Genomic DNA, 23,643 nt, shown 5'->3' with positions numbered 1-23,643 from the left:
ATCGCCGGATTGAGCGTGGCGCTGCTGGCGCTGTCGGCTTGTGCCGGGCGCAGCAGCACGCCGGGCAAGCTGCGCAGCGTCGAGCAGGTAGCGCCGGACTACGATTTCCGCGACGACGGTGCGGTCAAGGCGCGCTACGCGCTGCAGGAGCAGTTGGGCCTGGCCGGCAACCGGCTCAGCGGCGGCGATCTGGCCGGCGCCGAGGACCATGCGCGCAAGGCGTTGGCGCTGGCGCCGGATTCGGTGCAGGCGCAGACCTTGCTGGCCGTCGTCGCCGACCGCCGCGGCAATGCCGCCGCGGCCGGCGAGCACTACCGCAAGGCCGCCGAGCTGGCGCCGAACCGCGGCGAGACCTTGAACAACTACGGCGCCTGGCTATGCGCCAACGGCGCCGTCGCCGAATCGCTGCAATGGTTCGACCGCGCCCTGGCGGCGCCGGACTACGCCACGCCGGCGTCGGCCCTGGCCAATGCCGGCGGTTGCGCGCTGCAGATCGGCCAGCGCGAACGCGGCGCGCGCGACCTGCGCAAGGCGCTGGCGCTGGAGCCGGGCAACGCGTACGCGCTGGAAGCGATGGCGCGCGACGAAGCGGCGCAGGCGCGCTTTTTCCAGGCGCGTGCGTTCTCCGAACGGCGTTTGTCGGCTGCGCCGGCCACCGCATCCGTGTTACAACTTGCTATTCAGATTGAACAAGGGCTGGGCGACAGGGCTGCCGCCGGCCGTTACCAACAGCGGTTGCGCAAGGAGTTTCCCGACGCCGCGACCACGACTCCCGGGGCTAGTGCATTGTGATCAGCGATTCCAATCCGAACGCTTTCGACGGCGCCAAAGGTTGCGGACAACACCTCCGCGAAGCGCGCGAAGCGGCGGGCCTGAGCATCGACGACGTCGGTAACCGCTTGCGCATGCCGGTGCACGTGGTCCGTGCGCTGGAAGAGGAGCAGTGGCAGCGCCTCGGCGCGCCGGTGTTCGTGCGCGGGCAGTTGCGCAGCTACGCGCGTTTGCTCAAGGTGGATCTGGAGCCGCTGCTGGAGAGTGCGCACCTGGCGCCGGTGCAGCCGGTGGAACTGATCAGCCACACCCATACGCCGCCGTTGCGGCGCATGCTCGAGAGCGCCACCCGGCGCCTGGTGTACGTGGTGATCACCGCCGGGCTGGCGGTGCCGGTCTGGTATGCGACCCGTACCCATTTCGCCGAGGACGGCCCGAGCACCGCGTCGCTGGACGTGGTGCCGGCTGCCCCGGGCGACGTTGCACAGCCTGCGCCGTCCGGCGCAGGCAACCACGCCGCGGCCGCCGCGCCGGTCGACCGCGCCGCGCCCAGCGCCGCGCCGTATATCGCCTCGCTGACCCCGCTGCCGCGCGTCTCCAGCGAAACCGAACGCGCGTCCGGCACGGCGCAAAAGCCCGGCCTGAGCCTGTCGTTCCAGGGCGACAGCTGGGTGCAGATCATCGCGGCCGACGGCACGCCGCTGGAAAAAGCCTTGCTGAAAGCGGGCGAGAAGCGCGACTACGCGCCGGGCCAGGTGAGCCGCATCGTGCTCGGCAATGCGTCGGCGGTCCAGGTTCAGCAATCCGGTAGTACCGTGGATCTGACCCCGTACAAGCGCGCGAACGTGGCCCGCTTTGCGGTATCCTCTGACGGTTCCGTGGTGCCAGCGTCCGAGTGACGGCGGCGCGGTTCCTCAATCTCAACATTCCATGTCCCGTCGTTGCGGCGGGGCGAGAGTACGCATGGCGATCGACGACCTGCTCGACGAGCACGAACAAAGCGAACGCGTCCGCACTTGGCTCAGGAAAAACGGCGCCGGCCTGATCGGCGGCATTGCCCTGGGCATCGGCGCGATCATTGGCTGGCAGTGGTGGACCAAGCAGCATTCCAGCGACCTGGCGCAGGCCAATGCCCGCTACGACGCCGTGCTCAAGAGCATCCAGGCCAACCAGCTGGATAAGGCGGGCAAGGACATGGCGGCGCTGCAGCAGGGCCCGGCCAACATCTATGCCGAACTAGCCGCGTTGCGCCTGGCCAAGGCGCATGCCGACGCCGGCAAGTACGACCAGGCCCTGGCGACGCTGCGCGGGCTCAAGACCGAGGGCGAACTGAAGCTGCTGGTCGACCAGCGCGTGGCGCGGCTGCTGATCCAGACCGGCAAGAGCGACGAAGCGCTGAAGCTGCTGGCCTCGGCCGACGACAACCAGAGCCTGGAAATCCGCGGCGATGCGCTGATTGCGCAGGGCAAGCGCGATGCGGCACGCGATGCGTACGCCAAGTCGTTGACCACCCTGGACGTGGCGGCGCCGCAACGGCGACTGCTGGAAACGAAATTGATGGATGCGGGCGGCACCGTGCCGAATCCTGCGGAGCCGATCTGATGAAGGTAGTCATGTTCAAGCGCATCGCGACAGTCGCCCTGCTGGGTCTGGCGCTGTCCGGCTGCAGCACGGTCAAGGGCTGGTTCGCGGGCAAGGATGCGGCCGCCAAGAAGGCCGCCGAGCCGGCCGAGCTGGTCGATTTCAAGCCGTCGGTGAAGGTCGCCAAGCTGTGGTCCACCGATGCCGGCAAGGGCGAGCAGCGCATCGGCGTGCGCCAGCATCCGGCGGTGGCAGAAGGCAAGGTGTACCTGGCCGCGACCTCCGGTTCGGTCTACGCGCTGGACCTGCAGACCGGCAAGACGCTGTGGGAATACGACGCCAAGAAGGCGCGCAAGGAGCGGCTGTCGCAGGTTCAGGAGCAGCCGGAGAGCCAGGTCGAGGGCGAGTCCAGCAAGGGCCTGACCAAGGACGAGCGCGCCGCCTACAAGCAGCGCCTGCGCAACGAGAAGCAGCAGGCCAAGGAACGCAAGCGGCTGGAGAAGAACCGTCCGCTGCCGCGCTTCGCCGGCGGTCCTGGCGTGGGCGAGGGGCTGGTGGTGGTGGGCGGCCTGAATGGCGAAGTGGTCGCGCTCGACGCCGCCAGCGGCACCGAGAAGTGGCGCGCCAAGGTCCCCAACGAAGTGATCGCCGCGCCGGTGGTCTCGCAGAACATGGTGTTCGTGCGCAGCAACGACGGCCACGTCACCGCGTTCGACGCGGGCACCGGGCAGCAGCGCTGGTTCCACACGCAGGAACTGCCGACCCTGACCGTGCGCGGCAACGCGCCGGTGGTGTCCGGTCCGGGTGTGCTGTTCGTCGGCAACGACGACGGCACGCTGGCGGCGCTGGCGATGCAGGACGGGCGCGTGCTGTGGGAGCAGACCGTCGGCGTGCCGGAAGGCCGTACCGAGCTGGAGCGCATGTCCGACGTGGACGGCGCGCCGGTGCTGGACGGCACCACCCTGTACGCGGCCAGCTTCAAGAACCAGACCGTGGCGCTGGAAGGCCCGAGCGGGCGTCCGTTGTGGACCCGCGACCATGGCAGCGCCGGCGGTGTCGGCGTCAGCTCCAGCAGCGTGGTGGTAGCCGACAACGCCGGTTCGGTGTGGGCGCTGGACAAGGCCTCCGGCTCGGCGACCTGGTCGCAGCCGGCGCTGGCGCGGCGCTCGTTGACCGGCGTGGCGATCCAGGGCGACTACGCCGTGGTCGGCGACTACAAGGGTTATCTGCATTGGTTGAAGCTCGACAACGGCGAGATCGCCGCACGCGAGCGAGTGGGACGCAAGGCGCTGGTAGCGCAGCCGGTGGTAGCCGATGGCATCCTGCTGGTCCAGAACACGAAAGGCGACCTGACCGCGTTCCGGTTGGGTCAATAAAGGAAGGGAATTCGCGATGCTGCCGCTGGTCGCCCTGGTTGGACGGCCGAATGTCGGCAAGTCCACGCTGTTCAACGCGCTCACGCGCAGCCGCGACGCGCTGGTCCATGACCAGCCCGGCGTCACCCGCGATCGCAACTACGGGGTCTGCCGGCTGGAGCCGGACACCCCGTTCGTGATCGTCGACACCGGCGGCATCTCCGGCGAGGAGGAAGGCCTGGCCGGCGCCACTGCGGACCAGGCGCGCTCTGCCGCCGGCGAAGCCGACCTGGTGCTGTTTGTTGTCGATGGCCGCGAAGGGTCCTCGTCGCTCGACGACGAGATCCTGGCCTGGCTGCGCAAGCTGGCGCGGCCGACGCTGTTGCTGATCAACAAGATCGACGGTACCGACGAGGATCAGGTCCGCGCCGAGTTCGCGCGCTACGGCCTGGGCGAGGCGATCGCGGTCTCCGCCGCGCACCGCCACGGCATCGACGACCTGCTCGAGGAAGTGCTTGCGCGCTTGCCCGAAGAGGGCGCCGGCGCGACGCTGGACACCGATCCGGCGCGCATGCGCATCGCCTTCGTCGGCCGTCCCAACGTCGGCAAGTCGACGCTGGTCAACCGGCTGCTCGGCGAAGAGCGGATGATCGCCTCCGAAGTACCGGGCACCACCCGCGACTCGATCGCGGTCGACCTGCAGCGCGACGACCGCCTGTACCGGCTGATCGACACCGCCGGCCTGCGCCGCCGCGGCCGGGTCGAGGAGGCGGTGGAGAAGTTCAGCGTGTTCAAGACGCTGCAGGCGATCGAGCAATGCGAGGTCGCGGTGCTGCTGCTCGACGCCACCGAAGGCGTCACCGACCAGGACGCCAGCGTGCTCGGCGCGATCCTGGACGCCGGCCGCGCCCTGGTGGTGGCGGTCAACAAGTGGGACGGGCTCACCGACTACCAGCGCGAGCAGGCCGAAGCCTTGCTGTCGCGCAAGCTCGGCTTCGTGCCCTGGGCCGAAGCGGTGCGGATCTCGGCCAAGCATGGCTCCGGCCTGCGCGAGCTGTTCCGCTCGATCCACAACGCGCATGCCTCGGCGACCCGCGTGTTCAGCACCAGCGAAGTCAATCAGGCGCTGGAAGTGGCCTACGAGACCAATCCGCCGCCGAGCATCCGCGGCCATGTCTCCAAGCTGCGCTACGTGCATCCGGGCGGCAGCAATCCGCCGACCTTCATCGTCCACGGCACCCGTCTGAAGGTGTTGCCGGAGTCGTACAAGCGCTACCTGGAAAACTTCTTCCGCAAGCGCTTCAAGCTGGTCGGCACGCCGGTGCGCTTCATGTTCCGCGAAGGCGCCAATCCGTACGAAGGCAAGAAGAACGTGCTGACCGAGCGCCAGGTCGCCAAGAAGCGGCGCCTGATGAAGCACGTCCGCGGCAAGTAGCGCGGATGGACGCGCGGCGCGAGGTCACGCTGGGGATCCTGGCCGGCGGCCGCGCGCAACGCCTGGGCGGCCGCGACAAGGCCTGGCTGCAACGCGACGGGCAACCGCTGGTGCTGGGCCTGGCGCAAGCGCTGGCGCCGTCGGTGGCGGCGGTGCTGGTCAGCGCCAACCGCATGCTGCCGCGCTATGCCGCCGCCGGATTGCGCGCGGTGCCCGATCGGCTCGTGGCGCCCGCGGGCGCCGAACGTTCGCTGGGGCCGATCGCGGGCCTGGATGCCTTGGCCGCAGTCTGCGCGACGCCCTGGCTGCTGACCCTGCCGGTGGACCTGTGCCGGCTGCCGCCTGCATTGCTGGCCAAGCTGATCGCCGCCAGCGGCCCCGGTGCCGGCGCCTATGCCGAGGACGACGACGGCGTGCAGCCGCTGGTGGCGCTGTATCGCCTCGACGCGTTGCGTCCCGCGCTGGCGAGGGCGCTGGCGACGGCGCGTTACGCACCGAGCATCCTGCAGCAGCAGTTGGCGATGGTCCGCGTACGCCTGCCGGGTGTGACGCTCGGTAACCTCAACACGCCGCAGGACCTGCACGCAGCAGGTATCCTGCCGGCGCCATGAACGACTATCCCACCCGCATCGCCTATTCCGAGGCGCTGGCCATCGTCGCCGCCGTCGCCCAGTCGCGCCCGTTGCCGGCCGAACGCCTGGCGCTGCCGCGCGCTGACGGCCGCATCCTGCTCGCGCCGCTGGACGCGCCGATCGACCTGCCGCCGTTCGCCAACAGCGCGATGGACGGTTTCGCGCTGCGTCACGCCGATCTGGATCCGGATGCGCCGAGCCTGCTGCGCCTGGCCGGCGAGCAGTTCGCCGGCGAGGACCTGCGGCAGGCGATCGGCGCCGGCGAGTGCCTGCGCATCACCACCGGCGCGCCGCTGCCGGCCGGTGCCGATACGGTGGTGATCAAGGAAAACGTGATCGAGCGCGACGGCCAGGTGCAGGTGCCGGCCGCGCTCGTCGCCGGCGCGCACGTGCGCACGCGCGGCGAGGACGTGCGCGCCGGCGAGCGCGTGCTCGAGGCAGGCGTGGCGCTGACCCCGTCGCGGATCGGCCTGGCCGCCGCGCTCGGCGTGGCGCAGCTGGCGGTGGCGTCGCGGCCGACAGTGGCGGTTTTCGCCACCGGCGACGAACTGGTCGAACCGGGCATGCCGCTCAAGCCCGGGCAGATCTACAACAGCAACCGCGACATGCTGATGGCGCAGCTACGCCTGCTCGGCCTGGAGCCGACCGCGTGGCCGACGCTGCCGGACGATCCGCAGCGGATCGAACGCATGCTGAGCGATGCCGCCTCGGCGTTCGACGTGGTACTGACCTGCGGCGGCGTGTCCGCCGGCGAGAAGGACTACCTGCCGCGGCTGCTGGCCGAGCGCGGCCGCATCCATTTCTGGAAGGTGCGGATGCGCCCGGGCATGCCGCTGCTGTTCGGCGAGCTGGACCGTGCGCTGTTCCTGGGCCTGCCCGGCAATCCGGTGTCGGTGCTGGCCACCTTCCTGGCGATCGGGCGGCCGTTGCTGGACGCGCTGCAACAGCGCGCCGAGCCGCGGCCGCAATGGCGCGCGCGGCTGGCCTCGGGCTGGAACAAGCGCCACGACCGCCTGGAATTCCTGCGCGGACGCATGCGCTGCGACGCGCACGGCCAGCTGTGGGTGGAGCCGAACCCGGCCGACGGTTCGCATCGCCTGCGCGGCGCCGCCGACAGCGACGTGCTGCTGCGCCTGGACGAGGGCGCGCGCCAGTTCGAGGCCGGCGAAGTGGTCGAGGTGTTCGCGTACTGAGTCACGTGTGCGGTCCCCGGGCAGGGGCAGGTGAGCGCGTCAGGACGAGCGCGGGCTGCGGAGCGTCGCGCTGCCTAAGCCGACCGATTGGCGGTCTGCCGCTCTGGTGCGATCGAGATGGGCCGCGCCGTCGATGTCGGCGAAGTGGTCGAGGTGTTCGCGTATTCGTTCCGCCGTCGGCCCGTGGGCCGCCGAAAGGCGCTCGTTGGGTCGCCCGTGTGAGCAGGCGTTGCGCCGACCGGCCCCGGCCGCTGTGCTGCGGCCTGGGTACCTCGAGGCGATCGAGATGCGCCATGCAGCGCTTGGGGGAGGCGGAGCAGGGAAGAGCGAGGCAGCTTCCGTCCATCGGCCCACATACGATGCGGTCGGTACGTCGCGACGCGAACGACGCGCCGCCGGTTTGCGCCGATAATGGGCGCATGAGCATCAGCGAACTGACTCCGCAGCAGGCCCGCGCGCGCATCGCCCAGGGCGCGCGGTTGATCGACGTGCGCGAGGAACACGAGCGCGCATCCGGCATGGCCGAGGACGCGCTTGGCGTGGCCCGCGCGCAACTGCAGGACGACCCGGCCACGCATCTGGGCACGGCCGACGCCGAGGTGATCCTGATCTGCCAGAGCGGCAAGCGTTCGCACGAGGCCGCGCTGTTCCTGCAGCGGGCCGGATATTCGAGAATCGCCTCGGTGCTGGGCGGCACCACGCGCTGGCAGCGCGACGGCTTGCCGCTGCAGCGGCCGGCGCTGGCGCCGGAGCAGCAGGACTTCTTCGAGCGCTATTCGCGCCACCTGCGCCTGCCCGAGGTCGGCATCGAGGGCCAGCGGCGGCTGCAGGCGGCACGCGTGCTGCTGGTCGGCGCCGGCGGGCTGGGCTCGCCGGCGGGCTTCTACCTGGCCGCGGCAGGGGTCGGCCAGCTGCGCATCGCCGACGACGACGTGGTCGACCGCAGCAACCTGCAACGGCAGATCCTGCACACGGAGGCGCGGATCGGGCAGCCCAAGGTGGCCTCGGCCGTCGCGGCGCTGGGCGCGTTGAATCCGGGCGTGACGGTCGAGGCGGTGCGCGAACGGGTGACCGCAGCCAATGTCGAACGCCTGCTGCAGGACGTGGACGTGGTGCTCGACGGCTCGGACAATTTCCCCGCGCGCTACCTGCTCAACGATGCCTGCGTGAAGCTGGGCAAGCCGCTGGTGTACGGCGCGGTGCAGCGCTTCGAAGGCCAGGTCAGCGTGTTCGATGCCGGCCGCCATCGTGGCCAGGCGCCGTGCTACCGCTGCCTGTTTCCGGAGCCGCCGCCGCCGGAGTTCGCGCCCAGTTGCGCCGAGGCCGGCGTGCTCGGCGTGCTGCCCGGCATCGTCGGCCTGCTGCAGGCCAACGAGGTGCTGAAGCTGCTGCTGGACATCGGCGAGCCCTTGCGCGGACGCCTGCTGTATTTCGACGCACTGGCGATGCGTTTCCGCGAAACCCGCCTGGCCGCCGACCCGCAGTGCCCGCTGTGCGCGCCGGGACGGGCCTTCCCCGGCTACATCGACTACGCGCAATTCTGCGGCGCGGAAACCTGAGCCGGACGCGGAGCCGCCTTCGCTGGCCCACAGTTGCAGTCAGTTGCGCGCAAACGTCACGAAGCAAAAGCCCCTCTCCTCTCGGGAGAGGGGTTGGGGTGAGGGTACGGCGCGAAGCGTCTCGTGGTTCAGGTACACGAGGCTGCGCCCGTACACTCATCCGCCCCTGCGGGGCACCTTCCCCCAAAAAGGGGGCCATGGTCCCGCTGGGAGAAGGGAACAGCAACAGTCGACGCGCGCCTGCGTCCATGCAATACGAAAGCGACTCCCGTCGCGACCACCACGCCACCATGTCGCGCGCCGGCGCATGGGCTGGGGCCATCCCGGCCTTGTGCGTAGAATCGGCGCATGACCAATGCAGTCGACAGCAGTGAATTGATCAAGGTGGTGGCGTTGCTCGGCGCCGCGGTAGTGGCGGTGCCGGTGTTCCGTCGCCTGGGCCTGGGCTCGGTGCTCGGCTATCTCGCCGCGGGCCTGGCGATCGGGCCGTTCGGCCTGGGCTGGTTCGCCGATCCGCAGGCGATCCTGCATGTGGCCGAACTGGGCGTGGTGATGTTCCTGTTCGTGATCGGGCTGGAGATGCGGCCGTCGCATCTGTGGAGCCTGCGCAAGCAGATCTTCGGCCTGGGCACGCTGCAGATCGCGGTCTGCGCCGCGGTGCTGACCGGGGTCGGGTTGGGCCTGGGAATGCCGCTGCCGGTGGCCTTCATCGCCGCGTCCGGGTTTGTGCTCACCTCCACCGCGGTGGTGATGCAATTGCTCGGCGAGCGCGGCGACATCGCCTTGCCGGCCGGGCAGAAGATCGTCGCGATCCTGCTGTTCGAGGACTTGCTGATCGTGCCGCTGCTGGCGGTGGTGGCATGGATGGCGCCGCTGCCGGCGATGCCGGACGCGCCGTCGCGCTGGGTCGGCATCGGCGTGGGCGCCGCGGCGATCGTCGGCTTGCTGGTGGCCGGACGCTGGCTGCTGAACCCGCTGTTCCGGCTGCTGGCCGCGGCCAAGGCGCGCGAAGTGATGACCGCCGCGGCGCTGCTGGTGGTGCTGGGCGCGGCGCTGCTGATGCAGCTCGGCGGGCTGTCGATGGCGATGGGCGCGTTCCTGGCCGGGGTGCTGCTGTCCGAGTCCACCTTCCGTCACCAGATCGAGGCCGACATCGAGCCGTTCCGCGGCATCCTGCTGGGGCTGTTCTTCCTCGGCGTGGGCATGGCCTTGAACCTCGCCGTGGTCGCGCAGAACTGGCCGCTGATCCTCAGCGGCGTGCTCGCGTTCATGGCCGCCAAGGCCGCCTGCATCTACCTGGTCGCGCGCGTCACCGGCAGCGGCAACGCGCAGGCGCTGGACCGCGGCGTGCTGATGGCGCAGGGCGGCGAGTTCGCGTTCGTGCTGTTCGCCGCGGCCGGCGCGGCCGGGGTCATCGATGCCCGGGTCAACGCCAACCTGACCGCGATCGTGGTGCTGTCGATGGCGCTGACCCCGCTGTTCGTGCTGCTGTACCGGCGCTGGGCGCCGGTGGAGGCGCCGTCGCTGGACGGCGTGGAAGCGGCCGACGGGCTCACCGGCAGCGTGCTGATCATCGGCTTCGGCCGCTTCGGCCAGGTCGCCAGCCAGTCGCTGCTGGCGCGCGACGTGGACGTGACCATCATCGACAACGACATCGAGATGATCCAGAGCGCGGCCGAGTTCGGCTTCAAGATCTATTACGGCGACGGCACCCGCCTGGACGTGCTGCATGCCTCCGGTGCGCACAGCGTGCGCGCGATCGCGGTGTGCATCGACAATCGCGAGGCGGCCAACCGCATCGTGGAGCTGGCCACACAGGAGTTCCCGCACGCCAAGTTGCTGGTGCGATCGTACGACCGCGAGCACGCGCTGAAACTGATCGCCGCCGGCGTGGACTACCAGATCCGCGAGACCTTCGAATCGGCGGTGGAATTCGGCCAGGCCGCGCTGATCGAACTGGGCATGGCCGAGGACGAGGCCGCGGGCATCGCCCGCGAGATCCGCCGCCGCGACGCCGAGCGCCTGGAGCTGGAGATCGCCGCCGGCGACGTGCGCGCCGGCAGCGGCCTGATGTACGGCAACGCCGTCCCGACCGTGCCCAAGCCGACTCCGTTCACCCCGCCGCGGCGCGAGAGCCGCACGCTCAATCCGGAAGCGGTGCCGGAAGACGCGCCGTCGGGGCGGGACGACTAGGGCAGGGCGCTGCCCGGCAACGGGACGCTGCGCTCCATTCCTCGGCGAGTGGCCGACGTTCAAGGATCCATCCGGAAAGAGGCCTATTAGGGTCGGGCCGAACAGAGCCCGCCGCGCCCGGTCTGCCATCGGTGGAGATGAAGCCGGAGCCATTTCTCGAGTGTTGCGGAGAGGTTCCAAAAGCACAGGCGGCTCCTGACGGTTCGCCATGGCGCCAGCCTGAGTACCCGCTTGGCCCCACGCACCACGGCGCGTCGATTGGAACGGCGATTGACGGCCGCTGAACCTGTCTATAAAATGCGAATCATTCTTAATTGCACTCATCGGGCGCTTCAGGCATCCGCACCGACCACGCGCCGCTTCCTGAAAGCCCGCTGCCCGGTGCGAAGCCGCGCTCACCGCTTTACTCCTTAGCCCCCCAGACAGGCCAATGCGCTCAAAGAATTCCAGTCGGCTGCAATCCGCGACGTACAAGAATCCGTCGTCCTTCATGCGCGGCCGCCTGGCCATCGCGATTGGCCTGGGCCTGGCGTGCCTGTCGGGCGCCGCGCTCGCCGCGCCGCAGGACGCCGCGGCCGGCGCGCAGGGCGGCAGCGCCGACGCCGCCGCAACCGACCTGGACGCGGTGATGGTGGTCTCCCAGCGGGCCAGCCGGGTCAGCAACGGCGCGACCAACCTGGACCTGGACATCAAGGACACGCCGCAGTCGATCAGCGTGGTCAGCGCCGCGCAGATGGAGCAGTTCGGCACCGACAGCCTCAACGAGGCGCTGCGCCTGAGCACCGGCATCCAGGTCGAGGAATGGGAGACGAACCGCACCACCTTCACCGCGCGCGGCTTCGATATCGCCAACACCCAGATCGACGGCGTCGGCCTGCCCAACGGCTGGGGCATCGTCACCGGCGCGGTGGACACCTTCGGCTACGAGAAGCTGGAAGTGATCCGCGGCGCCAACGGCCTGTTGACCGGCGTGGGCAACGCCGCCGGCACGATCAACTACGTGCGCAAGCGCCCGACCAACGACCCGCGCGGGACGGTCGGCGTCAGCTATGGCTCGTGGGGCACCACGCGCGAAGAGCTGGACTATTCGACCCCGTTCACCGCCGACGGCACCTGGGCCGGCCGCGTGGTGGCCGCCCACGAGGAAGGCGGTTCCTACCTGCGCGGCAAGGACGACCAGCGCGATTTCTTCTATGGCGTGGTCGACGGGCAGATCGGCGAGAACGGCACGTTGACGTTCGGCTACTCCTGGCAGGACGCGCAGACCGACGGCAACATGTGGGGCGCGCTGGGCTTCATGTACAGCGATGGCACCCAGGCCGAATGGAGTCGCAGCGCCTCGACCACGCAGGACTGGACCTACTGGGACACCACCACCCAGACCGCGTTCGTCGAATACATGCACCAGTTCGGCCCGGACTGGCTGCTGAAGCTGTCCTACAACCGCCGCGACATCCGCAACGACGACAAGCTGTTCTACGCCACCGACCTGGCCGGCACCGGCCTGCAGCCGGGCACCAACCTGGGCTTGTACGGCTACCCATGGGGCGGCAAGGACGAACTGACCGCCGACCTGGGCGCGGCCACGCTCAACGGCCATTTCCAGATGTTCGGCCGCGACCAGGAAGTGATGCTGGGGGTGAGCTGGTCCAGGAGCGAGAACACCAATCGCGAATACGCCCAGGCGATGTGCGGCGCCGCGCCTTGCGGCTATCTCGCCATGCCCAGCTTCCCCTGGCCCGGCGACGCCATCGCCGAGCCGGTGTGGGGCGACAGTTCCGTGTACAGCACCCTGGACGAGCGGCTCAAGCGCGCCTACGGTGCGACCCGGCTGACGCTGAGCGACCGGCTCAAGGCCGTGGTCGGCGTCAACTATGCCCAATACCACCGCGACGGCGTCAACTACGGCGTGGTCTTCGACCAGACCGAGAGCAAGACCAGCCCGTACGCGGGGCTGACGTTCGACTTCAACGAACACGTGCTCGGCTACGCCAGCTACTCGGACATCTACCAGCCGCAGAGCCAGTCCGACGAGAACGGCCGCTACTTGGATCCGACCAAGGGGTCGAACTACGAAGTCGGCATCAAGGCCGACTGGCTGGACCAGCGCCTGCTGACCACGCTGGCCGTGTTCAAGGCGGAGCAGAACGGGCTGGCCACCGGCGCCGGCTACAACGCGCTCGGCCAGTTCTACTACACCGGCGTCGATGTCGAGTCCAAGGGCGTGGAACTGGAGGCGACCGGCAAGCTCACCGACGACCTCGACGTGGTGTTCGGCTACACCGCGCTGAAGCTCACCGGCCAGGACGGCGACGACACCTACCGGTGGGTGCCGCGGCGCACCGCCAACCTGATGCTCAGCGCGCGCCTGCCCAGCTACACCGCGCTGTCCTTCGGGATCGGCGGCCGCTGGCAGAGCGATATCTCCAACGTGGAGAGCAGCGGCTTCACCGTGCGCCAGGGCAGCTATGCGGTGTTCAACGGCTTCGTCGCCTGGGATTTCCTGCCCAACGCGACAGTGCGCCTCAACGCCAACAACCTCGCCGACGAGAAGTACATCAACACCTTGCGCTACAGCGGTTACTACGGCGCGCCGCGCAACTACACGCTCAGCCTGAACTGGCGGTTCTGACCCCGCTCCGACCCACGCATAGACCATCGCCGACGCCATGTCCCGCACCGCCGCAAGCTCCGCTCCCTTCGCCGCCCCGCGCCTGCGCCTGGCCTCGCGCATCGCCGCGGCGGTGCTCGGCGGCTACGCCTTCGCGTGGGGAACGGTCGCCGCAGTCACCGCCTTGCTGTTCGCGGCCGACATGGAGTTCCACGATGCCGAGTTCCTGGGCGCCATCGCCGGACTGCTCGCCTATCTGGTGGCGTTCCTGTGGGCGATCGCGGCGCGACGCCTGGCGCGGGTCTGGGCGGTGCTGCTGGGCGCCGGTGCGCTGATGGCCGCCGGCGCGTCGTACGTGCAATCGTTGCTGGCGTAATGTGCCGACCTTGAAACGGAGATAGTCGTGTTCCAGAGCTTCCGTCAATCCATGGCCTGGCTGCACACCTGGTTCGGCCTGGTCCTGGGCTTCGTGCTCATGGCCGCGTTCTTCTTCGGCGCGCTGTCGGTGTTCGACCGCGAGATCGACCGCTGGGCGATCCCGGCCACGCGCATCGAGCCGCAGCCCATGCCCTCGTTCGAGCGCGTGCTGCGCCCGGCGTTCGAGCGGATGCGGCCGACGCCCGAGGCCATCGACGCGATGCGCCCGCGCGTGAACGGCGCCATGCCCGAGCGCTTCGACACGGTGGTCAGCTGGAGCGCCTACACCACCCACCGCGACCCGGTGCTGGCGCTGTACGCCGGCTACGACGTGCCCAATGCCAAGGACCCGGAAGACGCCATCTGGGCCTACAGCACCATCGACCCGCGCAATGGCCGCGCGCTGCCCAACGACCGCCTCAAGCTCGGCAGCGAGTTCTTCTACCCGATGCACTACAGCCTGACGCTGGACTGGAAGAACCTGGGTATCTGGATCGTCGGGTTCTCGGCGCTGATGATGCTCGTCGCGCTGGTCAGCGGGGTGGTGATGCACCGCAAGCTGTTCCGCGAGTTCTTCACCTTCCGTCCGGGCAAGGCGCGGCTGCGCAGCGTGCTCGACCTGCACAACCTCACCGGCGTGGTGGCGCTGCCGTTCCACTTCTTCTTCGCCTTCACCGGGCTGGTGATCTTCGCCAGCAGCTACTACTTCCCGGTCGGCCATACCCAACTGCATGAGTTGCACGACCTGCACGAGCAGGTGGAAGCGCGCGAGACCGGGCTGCCGCACGACCGTGCCGGCGTACCCGCGGGCCTGGCGCCGGTGGATGCGATGGTCGCCGAAGCCCAGCGTCGCTGGCAGGCCAAGGGCAAGGCTGGCGAGGTCGGATTCCTGGTGCTGCAGCACGTGGGCGACGCCAACGGCTACGTCAGCGTGTACCGTGCCGGCACCGACCGCATCGCGCTGGTCGGCGACGGCGTGCACTTCAAGGCCTCGACCGGCGCGCTGATCAGGGAAGACCCGCCGACCACGCCGGTCGGGCGGGTCAGCGAGTTCCTCACCGGGCTGCACCTGCAGCACTTCCGCCATTGGCTGCTGCGCTGGTTCTACGTGCTGGGCGGGCTGGCCGGCGCGGTGTGCATCGCGACCGGCTTCGTGTTCTTCGTCGAGAAACGCAAGCGCCAGCATGCCAAGCAGGGCAGCCAGGGCGCGCGCATCGTCGACGCGCTGGCGGTGACCACGGTCACCGGCATGGTGTTGGCGACGCTGGGAATCCTGCTGGCCAACCGCCTGCTGCCGGAAGACCTGCCAGCGCGCGGCGACTGGGAGCGTTGGGCGTTCTGGGCGACCTGGATGCTGGCGCTGCTGCACGCGACCTGGCGCAGCGCGGCGGTCGCCCAGGGCCTGCCCAATCCCGCCTGGCGCGAACAGTGCTGGGCGATCGCCGCCGGTGCGTTGGCCGCGGTGGCGTTGAACTGGATCACCACCGGCGACCACCTCGTGCGTACGCTCGCGGCCGGCTACTGGCCGGTCGCCGGCATCGACCTGTTCCTGCTGTCCAGCGCCACGCTGGCGTTCGTGGCCGCACGCAGGCTGGGACGGCGCGCGCGCGTCGCGCAGCCGCGTTCGTTGGCCGAGGAGCCTGCACGTGCCTGACGCCCTCTCCTCGGCCTGCCTGTTGGCGGCGGCCGTGCTCGCTAGCGTCGCCGGCATGGGCTGGCTGGCGCTGTCGATGCAGGCGCACGCGCAGCAGGTCCTGGGCCGCGTTCCGTCGCTGCCGGCGGCGCGCGTGCTGCGTTGGATGGGCGCGTCCGCGCTCGTCGTTGCGCTGGGGCTGTGCCTGGCGGTCGATCATGCCTCCATGGCGGCCTTGGTCTGGGTGATGACCCTGACCGGCGCGTCGCTGCTCGTCGCCTTCACCCTGGCCTGGCGCCCGCATTGGCTGCGCGTGCTCGCTCCGTGGGCGCGCCCGCTGCCGGCCCACGCGGGCGAGGCACGCGCGCAGCGGCGCAGGGATCCTCTACGGGACCGATAGGCGCCAGGCGCCGGTCCGTTGTCGCGTCGTCCGCAGCCCCGCCGGCACCTTGCCGTCGCGGCCTCGGGAAAACCGAAGTTCTCCGGACGGCCCGGGAGACGCAGCCTCAGCGCAAAAACGCCCGCAACGCCTGCGCATAGCGCGGGTCGGCGCTGATGTCGTCGTGTCCTGCGCGGGGCAGGGAGACCAGCTCGGGAGGCTGCGGCAGCGCATCGAGCAGGCGCTGCGTGCTCGATGCCGGCACCACCTGGTCGCGTCCGGCGCGCAGTACTAGCAAGGGGCCGCGGTAGCCGCGCAGCGCGCTCGCCGAGTCGTAGCGGTCACGCAGCAGCCAGCGCACCGGCGCCCACGGGTAGTGCGCTTGCGCGGCGGAGGCCAGGCTGTCGAACGGAGTGACCAGCACCAGCCGCGCCAACGGCCGCCGCGCCGCCAGCTGGCTGGCGACGCCGCTGCCCAGGCTGCGCCCGAGCACGGCGATCTCGGCTTGCGGCTGGGTGGCGCGCACGTGGTCGTACAACGCCAGGGCGTCGCTGATCAGGGCGTCTTCGTTCGGCGTGCCGTCGCTGGCACCGTAGCCGCGATAGGCCAGCAGGTACACGCTGTAGTCGGGCAGCAGCGGCGCCAGCTGCGCGCGGGCATGGCGCAGGTCTTCGGCGTTGCCGCCGAAGTACAGCAACACCTTGTCGTGGCCGGGGTTGACCCGCCAGCCGCGCAACGACAGGGCGGGGCTGCGCTGCAGGGTGAAATCGGTCTGCGCCGCAGGCACCCGGGTCGCCTGCGGGAAATACAGCAGTTCGCGCTGGCCAAGGTAGAGCAGGGCGCAGACCACCAGGTAGGCGACGATCGCGATGGCCGCCACGATGCCCAGATTGCGCAGCATCTATCCGTGCCGGCGCTGCGCGTCGGCGAAGGCCGCCAGTTGCTCCGGGGTGGCCTCGGCCTGGAACTGCGCCTTCCAGTCGGCGAAGGGCATGCCGTAGACGCGTTCGCGCGCCTGCTCCTTGCTCAGGGTCTCGCCTTCGGCGGCCGCGGCCTCGCGGTACCAGTCGGCCAGGCAGTTGCGGCAGAAGCCGGCCAGGATCATCAGGTCGATGTTCTGCACGTCGCTGCGCTCCTGGTTGAGGTGCTGCAGCAGCCGCCGGAACGCGGCGGCCTCGATGCGGGTGGTGTCGGTCATGGCGGAATCAGGGACAATGGGGTCCCCCAGACTCTACACCCGCTCGCCCTGATGACCGACTCCGCGCCCGTCTCCTCCGTTCCAGCCCGCATCCTCGACGGGCGGCGCATCGCCGACGGCCTGCTCGACCAGCTCAAGGCCCGGGTCGATGCGCGGCTGGCGGCCGGGCAGCCGCGGCCGGGCCTGGCGGTGGTGCTGGTCGGCGGCGATCCGGCGTCCACGGTGTACGTGCGCAACAAGCGCCGCGCGGCGGAAAAGGTCGGCATCGAGGCGTTCGACTATGACCTGCCGGCGGGCACCGGCGAAGCCGAGCTGCTGGCGCTGATCGACCGGCTCAACGCCGATCCCAAGGTCCACGGCATCCTGGTGCAGCTGCCGCTGCCCGGCATTCCCGACGCCAGCCGGCTGATCCACCGCATCGACCCGCGCAAGGACGTGGACGGCTTCCACCCGGAGAACGTCGGCCACTTGGCGCTGCGCGAATTCGGCCTGCGCCCGTGCACGCCGCGCGGCATCGTCACCCTGCTCGGGCATACCGACCAGCCGGTGCGCGGGCGCAACGCCACCATCGTCGGGGTCAGCAACCACGTCGGCCGGCCGATGGCGCTGGAACTGCTGATCGCCGGCTGCACGGTCAGCTGCTGCCACAAGTTCACCCCGCCCGACGTGCTGCAGGCGCGGGTGCGCGACGCCGACATCCTGGTGGTGGCGGTGGGCCGTCCCGGCCTGATCCCCGGCGAGTGGGTCAAGCCCGGCGCGGTGGTGATCGACGTCGGCATCAACCGCCTCGACGACGGCCGCCTGGTCGGCGACGTCGGCTTCGACGCGGCCGCGCAGCGCGCCAGCTGGATCACCCCGGTGCCGGGCGGAGTCGGGCCGATGACGGTGGCCACGCTGATGCAGAACACGATCGAAGCGGCTGATGCAGCTGGTGCTGCCGGGACCGGGGACCAGGGACCGGGGACCCGGTAGAAGCAAACGCCGAGCCGAAGCATCGGTGGCCGATACATGTGGCTTTACCGAGAGACGTTCTTCGGGTCCCCGGTCCCTGGTCCCCGGTCCCGGCTTCTTCTCCCATAGCCTCAGCCCCCCATTTCCGGTTAAAATGCCGCGCTTCCCCACATTCGGGTCCGCCGATGCTGCGCATCCAGGCTGAAGCTCTTACCTACGACGACGTTTCGCTCGTCCCCGCCCACTCGATCGTCCTGCCGAAGGACGTCAGCCTGGAAACCCGGCTGACCCGCGACCTGCGCCTGAAATTGCCGATCCTGTCGGCGGCGATGGACACGGTGACCGAACACCGCCTCGCGGTGGCCATGGCCCAGCTCGGTGGCATCGGCATCATCCACAAGAACCTGACCCCGGTGCAGCAGGCCGCCGAAGTGGCCAAGGTCAAGAAGTTCGAATCCGGGGTGATCACCGAGCCGTTCACGGTCGGTCCGGAAACGACCATCGGCGAAGTGCTGAAACTGACCCGCGCGCGCAACATCTCCGGCGTGCCGGTGGTCGACGGCAGCGAGCTGGTCGGCATCGTCACCAGCCGCGACATGCGCTTCGAGAAGAAGCTCGACGATCCGGTCCGCCACATCATGACCAAGAAGGATCGCCTGGTCACCGTGCGCGAAGGCGCCAGCGACGAGGAAGTGCTGCAGCTGCTGCACCGCCACCGCATCGAGAAGATCCTGGTGGTCAACGACGGCTTCGAGCTGCGCGGCCTGATCACGGTCAAGGACATCCAGAAGAAGACCGACAACCCGAACGCGGCAAAGGACGCATCCACGCGCCTGCTGGTCGGCGCGGCGGTCGGCGTCGGCGGCGACACCGAGCAGCGCATCGAGCTGCTCGCCGCGGCGGGCGTGGACGTGGTCATCGTCGATACCGCGCACGGCCACTCGCAGGGCGTCATCGACCGCGTGGCCTGGGTCAAGAAGACCTACCCGCAGCTGCAGGTGATCGGCGGCAACATCGTCACCGGCGATGCCGCGCTGGCGCTGATGGACGCCGGCGCCGACGCGGTCAAGGTCGGCGTGGGCCCGGGCTCGATCTGCACCACGCGCGTGGTCGCCGGCGTCGGCGTGCCGCAGATCACCGCGGTGGACATGGTCGCCGAGGCGTTGCAGGACCGCATTCCGCTGATCGCCGACGGCGGCATCCGCTACTCGGGCGACATCGGCAAGGCGCTGGTCGCCGGCGCCTCCACGGTGATGGTCGGCGGCCTGTTCGCCGGCACCGAGGAAGCCCCGGGCGAGGTCGAACTGTTCCAGGGCCGCAGCTACAAGAGCTACCGCGGCATGGGCAGCCTGGGCGCGATGGAGAAGGGCAGCAAGGACCGTTACTTCCAGGACGCCTCCGACGCCGACAAGCTGGTGCCGGAAGGCATCGAAGGCCGCGTGCCGTACCGCGGCCCGCTCAGCGGCATCATCCACCAACTGATCGGCGGCCTACGCGCCACGATGGGCTACGTGGGCTGCGCGACGATCGAGGAAATGCGCACCAAGCCGAAGTTCGTCACCATCACCGGTGCCGGCCAGCGCGAGAGCCACGTCCACGACGTGCAGATCACCAAGGAACCGCCGAACTATCGGATGGGGTAAGTGCCGGGACTCGGGACTCGGGACTCGGGACTCGGCATAGCAGCTGGACGGCGACGGAGGAAGCGATTCCTCCTCGCCGTTTCTTCATCGTCAATCGCTACCGGATCGCGGGATCCCGAGTCCCGGGTCCCGAGTCCCGAGTCCCGATGTCAAACATCCACAGCGACAAGATCCTCATCCTCGATTTCGGCGCGCAGTACACGCAGCTGATCGCGCGGCGCATTCGCGAACTGGGGGTCTACTGCGAGATCTGGGCCTGGGACCACGATCCGCGCGAGATCGCCGGCTTCGGCGCCAAGGGCATCATCCTGTCCGGCGGCCCCGAATCGACCACGCTGCCGGGTGCGCCGGTCGCGCCGCAGGAAGTGTTCGACAGCGGCCTGCCGGTGTTCGGCATCTGCTACGGCATGCAGACCCTGGCCGCGCAGCTGGGCGGCGCCACCGAGGCGGCCGACCAGCGCGAGTTCGGCCATGCGGAAGTGGACGTGGTCGCGCCCGACGCGCTGTTCTCCGGCCTCAGCGACCATCCCGGCGCCGCGCGCCTGAACGTGTGGATGAGCCACGGCGACCACGTCTCCCAGGTGCCGCCGGGCTTCACCATCACCGCGGTGACCGATCGCATTCCGGTCGCGGCGATGGCCAACGAGGCCAAGCGCTGGTACGGCGTGCAGTTCCACCCGGAAGTCACCCACACCCTGCAGGGCCAGACCCTGCTGCGCCGCTTCGTGGTCGACGTCTGCGGCTGCGAGACCCTGTGGACCGCGGCCAACATCATCGACGACCAGATCGCGCGCGTGCGCGCCCAGGTCGGCGAGGACGAAGTGATCCTGGGCCTGTCCGGCGGCGTGGATTCGTCGGTGGTCGCCGCGCTGCTGCACAAGGCGATCGGCGACAAGCTGACCTGCGTGTTCGTCGATACCGGCCTGTTGCGCTGGCAGGAAGGCGACCAGGTGATGGCGATGTTCGCCGAGCACATGGGCGTCAAGGTGATCCGGATCAACGCCGCCGACCGCTATTTCGACGCATTGGCCGGCGTGAGCGATCCGGAGGCCAAGCGCAAGATCATCGGCAACCTGTTCGTGGAGATCTTCGACGAAGAATCGAACAAGCTGGCCAACGCCAAGTGGCTGGCGCAGGGCACGATCTATCCGGACGTGATCGAATCGGCCGGCAGCAAGACCGGCAAGGCGCACGTGATCAAGAGCCACCACAACGTCGGCGGCCTGCCCGAGCACATGAAGCTGGGTCTGGTCGAGCCGTTGCGCGAGCTGTTCAAGGACGAAGTGCGGCGCTTGGGCGTGGAACTCGGCTTGCCGCGCACGATGGTCTACCGCCATCCGTTCCCCGGCCCCGGCCTGGGTGTGCGCATCCTCGGCGAAGTGAAGCGCGAGTACGCCGAACTGCTGGCCAAGGCCGATGCGATCTTCATCGAAGAGCTGCGCAAGGCCGACCTGTACGACAAGACCAGCCAGGCGTTCGCGGTGTTCCTGCCGGTCAAGTCGGTGGGCGTGGTCGGCGACGCGCGCGCCTACGAATGGGTGATCGCGCTGCGCGCGGTGGAGACGATCGATTTCATGACCGCGCACTGGGCGCACCTGCCGTACGACTTCCTGGGCACGGTGAGCAACCGCATCATCAACGAACTGCGCGGCGTCTCGCGCGTGGTCTACGACATCTCCGGCAAGCCGCCGGCGACGATCGAGTGGGAGTGATTTTTGCCGATCCGGGCGTATCCGGACTGCGCGATGGACCTCGCCCATATTGATCAGCCGCAAAATCGGAAGTACCGTCAGAAGCGATGAGCTTGGCGGTATCTTTCGACATGAGTATCTGAGGAAGGTCATTTCCCGCCAAGACTCACTCCAAAATCGTATCCCGGTACTTTTGGAGGCGACGCGCAAATGCAGCCGGATGCCGCGATCGAGGCTCTGAAGCCGCGGAGCACGATGTGCAAGGTCGCGGCTCGAGACGGTATGTACGTGCGCGTCATGCCAGCCGTGCGATAGAGGCCGCACCTACCCAAGGTGTCGTCCGGCACGACATGTCGATCCGAGGTGCAATCGTGAGAGTTTTGATTGTTGAGGACGAGACGGAATTCGCAAACGCGCTGCGAATTGCGCTCGAGCGAGAGCGCTTCATTGTCGATCAGGCGGACCGCATATCGATGGCGCAGGAAGCGGCCATGTCGGGATCTTATGATCTGGTGCTGCTCGATCGCACTCTGCCGGATGGGGATGGGCTGTCGCTCTTGCCGATATTGCGTGAAACCCACCCTGGGCTTCCGGTCATTGTGCTGAGCGCGCGCGGCGAAGTGATCGACCGTATTGCTGGCCTGGACCGAGGCGCTGACGACTATCTCATCAAGCCGTTCGATATAGACGAGATGTTTGCCCGCATCCGCGCGGTACGGCGGCGTCCCGCAGAGTTGGGGAGCGAGGAAATCCATGTCGGCGCGCTTGTGTTCGACGTGACGAACGACGAGGCGAGCGTCGGAGGTGCCAGGCTTGATCTTGCCCGCCGAGAGTTGCGCGTTCTGACCGCGCTCGTGAAGCGTCGCGGCAGAACGGTACTGAGAGAGTCTCTCGAGCAGGCAGTCTATGGTTTTGACGACGAGGTGCAGTCGAACACGCTGGACTCCCACATCTCGCGCCTTCGCCGCAAGCTCGCCGAAGCGGGTGCGCAGGTCGAAATCCACGCCATCAAGGGCGTCGGCTACCTGTTGAAAGATCTGTCATGAAGCAAGGTTCGCCTTCGCTGAAACGCCCGCTGATCGTCAAACCGCTGATCTTCCAACTCGAGACATTGCTGATCGCCTGCACATTCTTCATGACGTTGGCGCTTCGCATGGACAGCGGCGGCCTCTACACCGACGAGGCGATTACGCCGGTGATCGCGCGCGCGATCGTCCGTGATCAGAACGGGAGTCTTTCGGTGCGCGAGACACCGGAACTGGCCGAGCTTCGCGAAAAATCTCCGGATCTCTGGTTTGTGGCCGAGGACGATTCCGGCCGAAGCGTCGCATTTGGCAGCGTGCCGTCGCAATACGCATCGCTTCTCGGGCGGCTGCGTGATCTATCCTACGCGCACCTGCGCGATCGGTCTCCACCTTACCGCCTGTCGGCGGTGATCCGGCGAGAGGTCGCCCCGGCCGGGACCTTGACGATTCTGGGACATGGCAAGCTGACCGACGTCAGTCTCGTCGTTCTTCTTGCGTCCAATTTTATCGTCATCCCAATCTTCCTCGCACTGGCACTGATCTCGCTGCTGGTGACGCCATGGATCGTTCGGCAAGCGCTCGCCGGTGTATCCAAGATCGCTCAGGAGGCCGAGCAGATCGACGCGAACCGGCGTGGGCGGCGGCTGAGCGAGGAGCATGTACCGACCGAAATCGCGCCGTTGGTGCGAGCCGTGAACGATGCCCTGCGCAGGCTTGACGAGGGCTATGAGCGGCAGCGGCGCTTCATCGCCTCCGCCGCGCACGAGCTGCGCACGCCCATCGCCATCCTGCGCTTGAAAGTGGACACCGCAGCCGAGCCGGCCACACGCAAGCTGAGTGGCGATGTGGCACGGCTAAGCAACCTGGCCGAGCAGATGCTCGATATTCAGCGGTTGGACGCCGACTGGAGCGACGAAAGCATCGATCTCGAAGCGCTCGCCCGGCGTGTCGCGGCGGATCTGGCGCCGCTACTGATTGCATCGGAGCGCTCGATCGAGTTGCAGATCGAAGGAAAACCGTCGCTTCGCGGTGATACGGGCGCGATCGAGCGGGTGATGACGAATCTCATCCAGAATGCAATCGAGCATGGCGGGCATCATGTCGTTCTGCGCGTACTGGAAGCAGGCTTCGAGGTGGAGGACGACGGTCCGGGCATACCACCAGAGGAGCGTGAACGCGTGTTCGAACCGTTCCATCGCTTGCGACCACGTTCGACCGGGAGCGGACTCGGCCTCAACTTGGTGCAGCAGATCATTGAAAGGCACGACGGACGGGTTTCGATCTCAAGCGCGCCTGGCGGCGGCACGATCGTGCGTGCCGAGTTTGCTTCGCGCTGACGTTTTTTGCTCGAGCCCAGGTTCCCGCAATCTTGGCCT

Annotated in this window: 20 protein-coding genes; 18 read left to right on the top strand and 2 right to left on the bottom strand. The window is 68.7% G+C overall.

The window, feature by feature from the left end:
• The 13 genes from VDQ83_RS09485 (at nt 1) to VDQ83_RS09425 (ending at nt 15,780) form a co-directional block, all read left to right on the top strand.
• Complete coding sequence (locus VDQ83_RS09485; protein ID WP_455434768.1) at nt 1–792, top strand: type IV pilus biogenesis/stability protein PilW; 792 nt, start codon at nt 1–3, stop codon at nt 790–792.
• Entirely contained in the window at nt 789–1,670 is an 882-nt protein-coding gene (locus VDQ83_RS09480; protein ID WP_455434726.1) for a helix-turn-helix domain-containing protein, read from the top strand. Before VDQ83_RS09485 ends, VDQ83_RS09480 begins: the two co-directional genes overlap by 4 nt.
• Nucleotides 1,671–1,734: 64 nt before the next feature.
• The gene (locus tag VDQ83_RS09475) at nt 1,735–2,373 is read left to right on the top strand and encodes a YfgM family protein (RefSeq protein WP_263394658.1); all 639 of its coding nucleotides are present in this window, start codon (nt 1,735–1,737) and stop codon (nt 2,371–2,373) included.
• Nucleotides 2,373–3,728 (top strand): outer membrane protein assembly factor BamB, encoded by a 1,356-nt coding sequence (bamB, locus tag VDQ83_RS09470; RefSeq protein WP_455434725.1) that lies wholly within the window; start codon nt 2,373–2,375, stop codon nt 3,726–3,728. The genes VDQ83_RS09475 and bamB overlap by 1 nt, the downstream gene beginning before the upstream one ends.
• Nucleotides 3,729–3,744: 16 nt before the next feature.
• The gene (gene der / locus VDQ83_RS09465) at nt 3,745–5,142 is read left to right on the top strand and encodes a ribosome biogenesis GTPase Der (RefSeq protein WP_455434724.1); all 1,398 of its coding nucleotides are present in this window, start codon (nt 3,745–3,747) and stop codon (nt 5,140–5,142) included.
• Nucleotides 5,143–5,147: 5 nt separating this feature from the next.
• The gene (gene mobA, locus VDQ83_RS09460) at nt 5,148–5,753 is read left to right on the top strand and encodes a molybdenum cofactor guanylyltransferase (RefSeq protein WP_455434723.1); all 606 of its coding nucleotides are present in this window, start codon (nt 5,148–5,150) and stop codon (nt 5,751–5,753) included.
• Nucleotides 5,750–6,967, top strand: a complete 1,218-nt coding sequence (locus VDQ83_RS09455; RefSeq protein ID WP_455434722.1) for a molybdopterin molybdotransferase MoeA — start codon at nt 5,750–5,752, stop codon at nt 6,965–6,967. The genes mobA and VDQ83_RS09455 overlap by 4 nt, the downstream gene beginning before the upstream one ends.
• 419 nt (nt 6,968–7,386) lie before the next feature.
• Entirely contained in the window at nt 7,387–8,526 is a 1,140-nt protein-coding gene (gene moeB / locus VDQ83_RS09450) for a molybdopterin-synthase adenylyltransferase MoeB (RefSeq protein WP_455434721.1), read from the top strand.
• Nucleotides 8,527–8,874: 348 nt separating this feature from the next.
• On the top strand, nt 8,875–10,719 hold the full coding sequence (locus tag VDQ83_RS09445; RefSeq protein ID WP_309920588.1) for a monovalent cation:proton antiporter-2 (CPA2) family protein: 1,845 nt from the start codon (nt 8,875–8,877) through the stop codon (nt 10,717–10,719).
• A 490-nt stretch (nt 10,720–11,209) separates the two neighbouring features.
• The gene (locus VDQ83_RS09440) at nt 11,210–13,351 is read left to right on the top strand and encodes a TonB-dependent siderophore receptor (RefSeq protein WP_455434720.1); all 2,142 of its coding nucleotides are present in this window, start codon (nt 11,210–11,212) and stop codon (nt 13,349–13,351) included.
• A gap of 37 nt (nt 13,352–13,388) precedes the next feature.
• Nucleotides 13,389–13,706 carry an iron uptake protein gene (locus VDQ83_RS09435; protein ID WP_263394651.1) on the top strand — a complete coding sequence of 106 codons (318 nt, stop codon included), beginning with the start codon at nt 13,389–13,391 and terminating at the stop codon, nt 13,704–13,706.
• A 27-nt stretch (nt 13,707–13,733) separates the two neighbouring features.
• The gene (locus tag VDQ83_RS09430) at nt 13,734–15,401 is read left to right on the top strand and encodes a PepSY-associated TM helix domain-containing protein (protein ID WP_455434719.1); all 1,668 of its coding nucleotides are present in this window, start codon (nt 13,734–13,736) and stop codon (nt 15,399–15,401) included.
• Nucleotides 15,394–15,780 (top strand): DUF3325 domain-containing protein, encoded by a 387-nt coding sequence (locus VDQ83_RS09425; protein WP_455434718.1) that lies wholly within the window; start codon nt 15,394–15,396, stop codon nt 15,778–15,780. The genes VDQ83_RS09430 and VDQ83_RS09425 overlap by 8 nt, the downstream gene beginning before the upstream one ends.
• Before the next feature lie 106 nt (nt 15,781–15,886).
• On the opposite strand, the gene VDQ83_RS09420 is transcribed toward VDQ83_RS09425, so the two are convergent.
• Both VDQ83_RS09420 and VDQ83_RS09415 read right to left on the bottom strand, forming a co-directional pair.
• A complete protein-coding gene (locus VDQ83_RS09420; RefSeq protein WP_455434717.1) occupies nt 15,887–16,660 on the bottom strand; it encodes an alpha/beta hydrolase in 774 nt (257 codons plus the stop codon).
• Nucleotides 16,661–16,957: a DUF1244 domain-containing protein gene (locus VDQ83_RS09415; protein ID WP_263394647.1), complete on the bottom strand. Its 297-nt coding sequence runs from the start codon at nt 16,955–16,957 to the stop codon at nt 16,661–16,663.
• A gap of 51 nt (nt 16,958–17,008) precedes the next feature.
• On the opposite strand from VDQ83_RS09415, the gene folD reads away from it, so the two are divergent.
• From folD to VDQ83_RS09390, 5 genes are all read left to right on the top strand, one after another.
• A complete protein-coding gene (gene folD, locus VDQ83_RS09410) occupies nt 17,009–17,929 on the top strand; it encodes a bifunctional methylenetetrahydrofolate dehydrogenase/methenyltetrahydrofolate cyclohydrolase FolD (RefSeq protein ID WP_455434716.1) in 921 nt (306 codons plus the stop codon).
• A 164-nt stretch (nt 17,930–18,093) separates the two neighbouring features.
• Complete coding sequence (gene guaB, locus VDQ83_RS09405; protein WP_263394645.1) at nt 18,094–19,551, top strand: IMP dehydrogenase; 1,458 nt, start codon at nt 18,094–18,096, stop codon at nt 19,549–19,551.
• A 146-nt stretch (nt 19,552–19,697) separates the two neighbouring features.
• A complete protein-coding gene (gene guaA, locus VDQ83_RS09400; protein WP_455434715.1) occupies nt 19,698–21,263 on the top strand; it encodes a glutamine-hydrolyzing GMP synthase in 1,566 nt (521 codons plus the stop codon).
• A 350-nt stretch (nt 21,264–21,613) separates the two neighbouring features.
• The gene (locus VDQ83_RS09395) at nt 21,614–22,288 is read left to right on the top strand and encodes a response regulator (protein ID WP_455434714.1); all 675 of its coding nucleotides are present in this window, start codon (nt 21,614–21,616) and stop codon (nt 22,286–22,288) included.
• Nucleotides 22,285–23,604 carry a sensor histidine kinase gene (locus VDQ83_RS09390; RefSeq protein WP_455434713.1) on the top strand — a complete coding sequence of 440 codons (1,320 nt, stop codon included), beginning with the start codon at nt 22,285–22,287 and terminating at the stop codon, nt 23,602–23,604. Before VDQ83_RS09395 ends, VDQ83_RS09390 begins: the two co-directional genes overlap by 4 nt.
• Nucleotides 23,605–23,643: the final 39 nt, after the last annotated feature.

This window comes from Xanthomonas sp. WHRI 7945 (genome assembly GCF_035026585.1).
Note: the sequence above shows the minus strand (reverse complement) of the source record. Positions and strands in the feature narration are given on the sequence as shown.

Coding starts and splice junctions, on each gene's coding strand:
- VDQ83_RS09475 (WP_263394658.1), top strand. CDS start 1,735: ATGGCGATCGACGACCTGCTCGACGAGCACGAACAAAGCGAACGCGTC.
- bamB (WP_455434725.1), top strand. CDS start 2,373: ATGAAGGTAGTCATGTTCAAGCGCATCGCGACAGTCGCCCTGCTGGGT.
- der (WP_455434724.1), top strand. CDS start 3,745: ATGCTGCCGCTGGTCGCCCTGGTTGGACGGCCGAATGTCGGCAAGTCC.
- mobA (WP_455434723.1), top strand. CDS start 5,148: ATGGACGCGCGGCGCGAGGTCACGCTGGGGATCCTGGCCGGCGGCCGC.
- VDQ83_RS09455 (WP_455434722.1), top strand. CDS start 5,750: ATGAACGACTATCCCACCCGCATCGCCTATTCCGAGGCGCTGGCCATC.
- moeB (WP_455434721.1), top strand. CDS start 7,387: ATGAGCATCAGCGAACTGACTCCGCAGCAGGCCCGCGCGCGCATCGCC.
- VDQ83_RS09445 (WP_309920588.1), top strand. CDS start 8,875: ATGACCAATGCAGTCGACAGCAGTGAATTGATCAAGGTGGTGGCGTTG.
- VDQ83_RS09440 (WP_455434720.1), top strand. CDS start 11,210: ATGCGCGGCCGCCTGGCCATCGCGATTGGCCTGGGCCTGGCGTGCCTG.
- VDQ83_RS09435 (WP_263394651.1), top strand. CDS start 13,389: ATGTCCCGCACCGCCGCAAGCTCCGCTCCCTTCGCCGCCCCGCGCCTG.
- VDQ83_RS09420 (WP_455434717.1), bottom strand. CDS start 16,660: ATGCTGCGCAATCTGGGCATCGTGGCGGCCATCGCGATCGTCGCCTAC.
- VDQ83_RS09415 (WP_263394647.1), bottom strand. CDS start 16,957: ATGACCGACACCACCCGCATCGAGGCCGCCGCGTTCCGGCGGCTGCTG.
- folD (WP_455434716.1), top strand. CDS start 17,009: ATGACCGACTCCGCGCCCGTCTCCTCCGTTCCAGCCCGCATCCTCGAC.
- guaB (WP_263394645.1), top strand. CDS start 18,094: ATGCTGCGCATCCAGGCTGAAGCTCTTACCTACGACGACGTTTCGCTC.
- guaA (WP_455434715.1), top strand. CDS start 19,698: ATGTCAAACATCCACAGCGACAAGATCCTCATCCTCGATTTCGGCGCG.
- VDQ83_RS09390 (WP_455434713.1), top strand. CDS start 22,285: ATGAAGCAAGGTTCGCCTTCGCTGAAACGCCCGCTGATCGTCAAACCG.